This window comes from Novosphingobium lentum NBRC 107847 (assembly GCF_001590965.1).
Classification (GTDB): Bacteria; Pseudomonadota; Alphaproteobacteria; order Sphingomonadales; family Sphingomonadaceae; genus Novosphingobium; species Novosphingobium lentum.
This window is the reverse complement of sequence record NZ_BCTW01000011.1, coordinates 143,279-149,709: the sequence shown is the minus strand read 5'-3', so window position 1 is coordinate 149,709 and position 6,431 is coordinate 143,279. Positions and strand designations below refer to the sequence as shown.

The following is a 6,431-nucleotide window of genomic DNA, read 5'->3' as shown; positions in this document are numbered from 1 at the left end:
TCGGCGTCATGGCAAGGCGCAACATCCTCATACGCAGCCAATGCCGGCGTTGCGGCGCCTTGATGCGGGTCGATCCGGCCGATCTGGTCGCGCGGTACGGGGCAGGGTGGTCGCTCATCGACACCTAGGAGCGGTGCCGGATGGTCGCCTGCGATGGCGCGGCTTTCTATCTGGCAGCCAGAACCTACGGCGCGCCTTGGCACGTGCTGCTCGAAGAGGCGGCGCTGCGCGAAACGCTTGGCGATGGCCCGGCGCCAGTCACTGCCGAGACGTTGATCGCCTCTGGCGTCGCGGAGTAGGGCATCCTCTTCAGCAAGGGATCGTCACCCGGAGGGCCGAGACCCGGCACGGGGCTCGGGGCGTCAGCCTAGAGCCCGGTCCGGCGTAGCCGGTGCCCGAAAACCCTTACGGCAACGGCCCGAACAGCTTGCCCAGGATCAGATCGAGCGAAGCGATCTTCTCGAATTTTCCTTTGGCGATCACCCGGTGCATCGGCCGCTCGTTCTTCTTGCCAGTCGATGTCCCTTTGGCATGGCGAGCAACGGGAAAGCCGCTGATATCGGGCAGGGGCACATCTGGTGCATTGCCGAACCAGAGATAGGAAACGAGATCGAGATCGGGCGAGACCACGATCCAGATGATGCAACCGCTCGGCTTCTCCATCAACTTCAGGCTTGCGGTCACACGCGGCGCCCGCCCGCCCAACGTCACGGTCTTGAACTGGATGTGCCGGGTGATCGCCTTGTAGCTCATCACGAGATCGTAGCCGCCGGCATCGAACTCGGAACGCAGCACCTCGACCCCGGTCACGCGGCGTTGCCACAGCCGCCGCAGCGCCTCGCCTACGAACACGTGCTCGACGATGCGTTCGCGTAGGGTCGAGTGGATGTAATGGGCACTGGCTTGCTCTGTCAGGTCATCCAAAGGCGGCGTCTTTAAAGAAGGGGCGGGGGCGAAGCCCCCGCCTGGAGGTTAGGCGAAGGGATCATATTCGTTGATGACCGCAACGTCGCCGTCGAAGTCGTCGGCGGTGATGACCGCGAACTGGGCTCCGATGGAGATGACCATCGTTGCGACCATCAGGGTTTTCGAAAGGCTGAGTGCGCTTCTGCGGGCGGTCCAGATGTCGGTGAACATATCGAGGCTCCTTGCAAGCCGGCAGGTTCATCCCCGCTCGACTGGCGCCCGAAGTGTCGGTCTCGTGGCCGCGATCACCTTTTGGCGGCACGGCAAAAGGCCGTAGCAAAGCGTACGGACCCTTTACGGGTTGATCGCATTAGGCCCGCGGGAGCGACCAAGGATTGCGCCTCAAAGAGCGGGGTGGAGCTGCCGGTGTATTGGAGACGCTATGCCCCACCATGCTGACTGAGCCGGGCAGGGTAAGCTCGAATTACCCGTAACGGTCTGCGCTCACGCCAACGAATTTTCGAAAAGGCGCCGGCTCGGCTACCAGATTGGTAGGTGTAGCGCTGCGTGGTATGAACGCCTGACGAGCTTTGCGATCGGGCCGATTTAGAGTGACGCCATCCAAGGATTGACGGTGTTTATTCCAGCCGCCTCGAAGGGATTCGTGTCTCGGGTGGCGACCATAAGGCGACTTGCCGCAGCCGTGGCTGCGATATAGCCGTCAGCTGTTCCAACCGCTCTACCCGCTTCCTTCGCCACCACCATCACGTGGGCAAAAGCCCGCGAAGCTTCCAAGTCGAACGACAGAACGCGGCCCGCAAACAGGGGCAGCACTTCCTGCTCCAACCGGCGATCAAGCGTTTCGCGTCGCTTGCCGACCGGCATGGCGGCGATGCCAAAACGAAGCTCGGCCAAGGTTATGGCCGACAAGTAGAGTGTGTCGATCACTTGAGCATCGACCCATGCCAAGACATGCGGGTCAGGCACGGGCTTCCACAGCTCTGAGATTACATTGGTGTCGAGCAGGATCACTCGAACCTCATGGGCTCGGCGGGGGTCTTGTTACGTAGCTGAGCAAAATGCTCTGCTTCTGCATCGCTCATGCTGGCCTCGCGACCGATGGAGGCCAGCAACGATCCGAGTCTGACGCGGTCGGTCGGTCGCGCGGCAAGCTCCAGAATTTCGCGCATCTCAGCCTCGGCGCTGCGTCCATGATGCGCTGCCCTTACCTTCAAGGCACGGTATGTTTCATCGGACAAGTTGCGAATCGTGACGGCTGCCATAGCTGATCGCACTCCGGTTTGATTGACATCGTTGATAGCAATATGCCTTACCTGCTATCAACTTGCAATGCGTGAGGCGATCAGAACGGGTTCGCGCCGATATACCTCGGATTTTTTGGGTTGGCTGCACCCACCAATCTGCCATCTTCAGGGGATGTCCGTTTCGGCTCCCGCAAGGTCCTATCCCAACCGCCGCGCCCGTGAGTATCTCTCAATGGCTGCCTCCTATGGCGACGCAGCGAAAGTGGTGAGCGAGCATGCGCCTGAGAGCCAAGCAATTGAGCGGCCCCTGTTTCAGCTCATCGCCCATGCCCTTGAACTTTCGCTCAAAGCGGCACTGAGTCACCAGGGCCGTGATGAAGAATGGCTGATGATGATGGGCCACAGCCTCGAACGCTGTTATGCTCAGGCGCTTCGCGGGGGATTATATTCCGCCCGAGATCGTACAATGGACATGCTCATAGAGGCGCTCGATCAACCCCATGCGCTTCAGCTGTTCCGATACCCCCAAAGCTCGAGCTGGACCGCGCCAGATCGAAATGCCGCGATACAAGCGATGGCAGGCCACCTCGGCCTCGTACGAAGCTATATCTACGATCCGGCGCAAGACGATTGCTGTTAGATTGAAAGGGAGGGTCCAAACGAAGCCTTACCGACGAGCGAGATCGCGACCACCTTCTGGATCGAGCGACGCTGGCGCTTACGCCATGCCGGTCCATTATTCGGCGCGGGGCTCGAGCTGCCCTAGCTGCCGCTTTGCGTAGCCGCATGGAAGAACGAGGCCAACGGCGAGAGGCCCGGAGCCGAAGCTCCGGGCCTTCCTGCCCTGCTCAGAAGGGGATATCATCATCCCCGACGTTGTCGTCTTGGCTGCCGCCCTGCTGCTGGCGGGATTTGCCGTAGGAGAGGAAGGTCACTTCGTCGGCAATGATCTCGACCCCGTAGCGCTCGATATTCTCTTGATCAGTCCAGCGGGTGTAGTGGATGCGGCCCCGAACCATGACCTTCTGGCCCGTCTCGACATACTGCGCGACGGTCTTGCCGATGCCGTTGAAGCAGGTGATGCGGTGCCACTCGGTGTCCTCGACCCGGCGACCGTCGCCATCCTTCATGGTCTTGCCGTCGCTGTCGCGCTTGGGGCGTGAGGTCGCGAGGCTGAACTGGGTGATCTTGGTGCCGCCTTGGGTCGTGCGGGTCTCAGGCGTTGCGCCGACGTTGCCGGCGAGAATGACGAGGTTCTGCATTTCGAGGTTCCTTCTGTTCGCCGGGGGTTCGTTCCCTCGACTGAACACCGTCAAAGACGTCCAGGACGACGCCTCCACCGGAGCGCGAAGACGCGGAGGGGAACCCCGATCAAAGGAGTGGTGCGGGCAGCCGCGTAGCGGCAACTCGGTCCGTATGATCGCGGGTTGGAGGGGTTGGACGGCCGGCTTAGGTCGTTCAGCAAAGAGAGGGGATGAACCCCGGCGGGCAGGCAGGGATCCGAGAAGCAGGACACGCGCGGCGCTCGTTCAGCATCGTCACCGTGCCTCGATCCGTCACCATAAGGCGCTCTGATTGCCTCAGCCTTGCCGTAGTGCCGGGCGCGAGACGGCTATCAAGTAGGTCGACGCTCGCGGGGTGGACCGGGTGCTGCCTTCACTGCCACGGCGCGCGCCTCGCGCAGGGCGAGATGGACGATGGGAAGGTTCGTCGTGCCGGAACCACCACCGGGACGGCGGGAGCCGAGCGCTGCCGTCACGATGCCGATGAAGACTTCCACGCGGGGCCTCGCAGGGTAGGGCGCGCGGCCGAGGGGCATCATTGATCGCAGCCATGGACCCCAGCATTATCGCGCATCGGGCCTCAACCTGGTCATCGCGGCCATGGTCTATTGGAACACGACCTACATGGACGCTGCTGTCCAGTATCTACGATCGGAATCGGTCGCGGTGCCCGACCACGTCCGTGCCCATACATCGCGGGTAGGCTGGGAACATACCGCCTTTTTCGGAGACTTTCTCGGGGATCGGGCTGCTGCTTCCGCTCACCCAAGGCCCTGCCGCAAAATGCCCGCGTCGCCTAAACGTTCACTGATTGTTCGCCCTTTAGCGTTGTTTGGCGTACTCTTCACGCATGCCCTCTAACTGGCGGAGAAAGTGACTTTTCCAAATGGCAGGAACACAGATTAACGGATGGTCCGCATGGTCTTCCGACGTATTTCACCGTCCAACCTCGGGGGGGGGGGAGGGCAAAAAATATCTTTCTACCCTAGAATTCAAAACTATCTGCTGCCAGTCGCGTGCTAAGCGAGCTGTCCGCCTCCTTTGGCGTGCTTCGCTCGGGCTATCCGAGGTAACCGCATCCCTGGCATTTTTATGGCGGCGGCTCATAAAGGTTGCCGCTGCAATCCTACGTTGAGGAGGCCAAAATGAAACGGTTGCTGATCATACTACTCGCGCTTGCAGGGACGAGCTGCGCGTCGTCCACCATCGAGAGAACGGATGTCGCAATTGAACTTCAGCCGCCTGCGAACGCCAAGTTCTCGGCCTTGCGGACATTTCGGCAAGGCAAGTCGGTGATCGTTGCGGGAAACATACGGTCAATGCGAAGCCTCACTTTGCGAGGCCATGTTGATATTGCCGGGTTTGTCCGCGGCGCGATGGTGCGCTCTACCACTGCGGATCCCGTCTATTTCCTGCCGCGGAGACCGGCAACCGCATTTTTTCGGACAATTCTTCCGGACGAAGGCAAAGCGCTAGATCTGATCCGCGTGTCTTACGATAGTGGACCAATGCATCGCATAGAGAATTGACGGTTAGGCAAGCTTAGGATCGGACAGTAAAGATGCACGCCGCGGACGAATCCGACGCTTGGCTAATAGTGCCCTGCCACGGCCAGCACCGGATGAGCACGTATCCCAGTCCTCGCATTTCGATCTCCTGCGAACCTTAGATCCACCGCAGGGTTGGGCGGCATGGCCTTGACGGTTGATCGTCATCTGCCCGCCGGTTGCATCGGCCGTGATCCGATCGCCAATATAGCACACCCCCTTGTCCCGGAGCCTTCAGCCGCGCCGGTTTTCCGTCGGCCGACCGGCGCAAGGGACGCCGGCATGCCAGCGTCCCCGCCGTAGGCTCAGCAGACCTTACGGTCGCTTTGAGCATTCTGGGATGCGGGGGGCGTACCGAGCGGGCCGCGACGGTCAACCACTCGAATGCCTGCCTTCTTCGCATCGATTACCAGACGTTCGGTCACGCCGTTGCCCTGGAAGGCGATGACGTAGCGGGGCTTCAGCGAGAGCATCTGCTCGTTGCGACGGAAGCCGGCGCGGTCCCCAAGCTTGCGATCGAGACCGAAGCGGACCTGCTGGATGCCGTGCTGCTCAGCCCAGGAGGCGGCGATGCGCTCGATCCCCTTCATGTCGCCGCCATGGACGAGATACATGTCCCCGACACGCTCCCGAACTGCGTTGAGGGTGCGCAGCAGATTGTCGCCGAACGCCTTCATGTCCTCGTCGGTCCTGAAGGTCAGCCTTCCGCCTGCGAACACGACCGGCGTGCCCTGTGCCGTATTCGCGTCGCGGATCCGCTCGCGGCGTGCGCGGAGGAATGCTCGCCCATCGACGATTGCGGACGTGACGCCCAGCGAAATGCGGTTGCCGGTCGACGGGATCCAGGAGCGGCCCGTTTCGCGGATATAATGCCCGGCCGCAGTGTCGCGCATCAGCTCGTAGCAGGAGGCGGCTTCCTCGATCTTCTTGGCAAGGTCGATTTTCTCCTCGAGGTTGGAGGTGTTGATCTCCGAACCGTCCTGCTCGGCGATCAGCAGCCTGATCTCATCGGTAAGGCGGTCGATTGTCGCGTGCTTCTTGGCCGCGGCACGGTGGAAGAGGTTGACCAGACCCCAACCCATCTCTTCGATGTCACGCTCGAGCGACGTGTTCTGGAGGGTTGCGAACAGATCGCTCCAGATGGCGGTGGTGGTCTGCTCAAGGGCTTCGGACGGCGGAGGGGCCATCCCAGAGACATCTTCGGCGCGGGGTTCGAGGTGCCCGAGCTCCAGTGCGGAAAGTGCTGCGGCAAGGGAAGTGGTCATGGCGTAGTGCCCTTCATCTGATCTGGGCCGGCGGCCTATCCGCCGGATGCGCATCTCCTGGGCGGCCGAATAAGAGGCGCCCGCACCGGAGCGCAGCGAAGGGAAACCGCAAAACCGGGGTGGAGCGGGCAGCCGCGAAGCGGCAACTCGGCCCGGATTTTTGCG

Annotated in this window: 9 protein-coding genes and 1 pseudogene; 4 read left to right on the top strand and 6 right to left on the bottom strand. The window is 61.6% G+C overall.

Translation table 11 applies throughout. The annotated features are described in order from the left end of the window. Nucleotides 1-140: 140 nt before the first annotated feature. Entirely contained in the window at nt 141-299 is a 159-nt protein-coding gene (locus NL2_RS21525; protein ID WP_174522609.1) for a hypothetical protein, read from the top strand. Nucleotides 300-405: 106 nt separating this feature from the next. Here NL2_RS21525 and NL2_RS11875 read toward each other — a convergent pair whose 3' ends face one another. From NL2_RS11875 to NL2_RS11865, 4 genes are all read right to left on the bottom strand, one after another. Beyond that, a complete protein-coding gene (locus NL2_RS11875) occupies nt 406-924 on the bottom strand; it encodes a hypothetical protein (protein ID WP_068075362.1) in 519 nt (172 codons plus the stop codon). Nucleotides 925-972: 48 nt separating this feature from the next. Next, on the bottom strand, nt 973-1,137 hold the full coding sequence (locus tag NL2_RS21440; RefSeq protein WP_169799508.1) for a hypothetical protein: 165 nt from the start codon (nt 1,135-1,137) through the stop codon (nt 973-975). 375 nt (nt 1,138-1,512) lie between these two features. After that, nucleotides 1,513-1,938: a type II toxin-antitoxin system VapC family toxin gene (locus NL2_RS11870; protein WP_068075359.1), complete on the bottom strand. Its 426-nt coding sequence runs from the start codon at nt 1,936-1,938 to the stop codon at nt 1,513-1,515. Continuing rightward, nucleotides 1,935-2,189, bottom strand: coding sequence for a FitA-like ribbon-helix-helix domain-containing protein (locus NL2_RS11865; protein WP_068075355.1), 255 nt, complete (start codon nt 2,187-2,189; stop codon nt 1,935-1,937). Before NL2_RS11865 ends, NL2_RS11870 begins: the two co-directional genes overlap by 4 nt. A 67-nt stretch (nt 2,190-2,256) precedes the next feature. Here NL2_RS11865 and NL2_RS11860 point away from each other — a divergent pair, with 67 nt between their 5' ends. Next, a complete protein-coding gene (locus tag NL2_RS11860) occupies nt 2,257-2,811 on the top strand; it encodes a hypothetical protein (RefSeq protein WP_157083147.1) in 555 nt (184 codons plus the stop codon). Between the two features lie 208 nt (nt 2,812-3,019). Here the strand turns inward: NL2_RS11860 and NL2_RS11855 are convergent, their stop codons facing one another. Beyond that, on the bottom strand, nt 3,020-3,433 hold the full coding sequence (locus NL2_RS11855; protein WP_068075348.1) for a single-stranded DNA-binding protein: 414 nt from the start codon (nt 3,431-3,433) through the stop codon (nt 3,020-3,022). Between the two features lie 555 nt (nt 3,434-3,988). Here NL2_RS11855 and NL2_RS20795 point away from each other — a divergent pair. After that, nucleotides 3,989-4,315, top strand: a pseudogene (locus tag NL2_RS20795) (Tn3 family transposase); the annotation flags it as partial. 284 nt (nt 4,316-4,599) lie between these two features. After that, entirely contained in the window at nt 4,600-4,983 is a 384-nt protein-coding gene (locus tag NL2_RS21195) for a hypothetical protein (protein ID WP_157083146.1), read from the top strand. Nucleotides 4,984-5,306: 323 nt separating this feature from the next. Here the strand turns inward: NL2_RS21195 and NL2_RS11850 are convergent, their stop codons facing one another. Next, on the bottom strand, nt 5,307-6,266 hold the full coding sequence (locus NL2_RS11850; RefSeq protein WP_068075345.1) for a DUF2493 domain-containing protein: 960 nt from the start codon (nt 6,264-6,266) through the stop codon (nt 5,307-5,309). Nucleotides 6,267-6,431 lie beyond the last annotated feature (165 nt).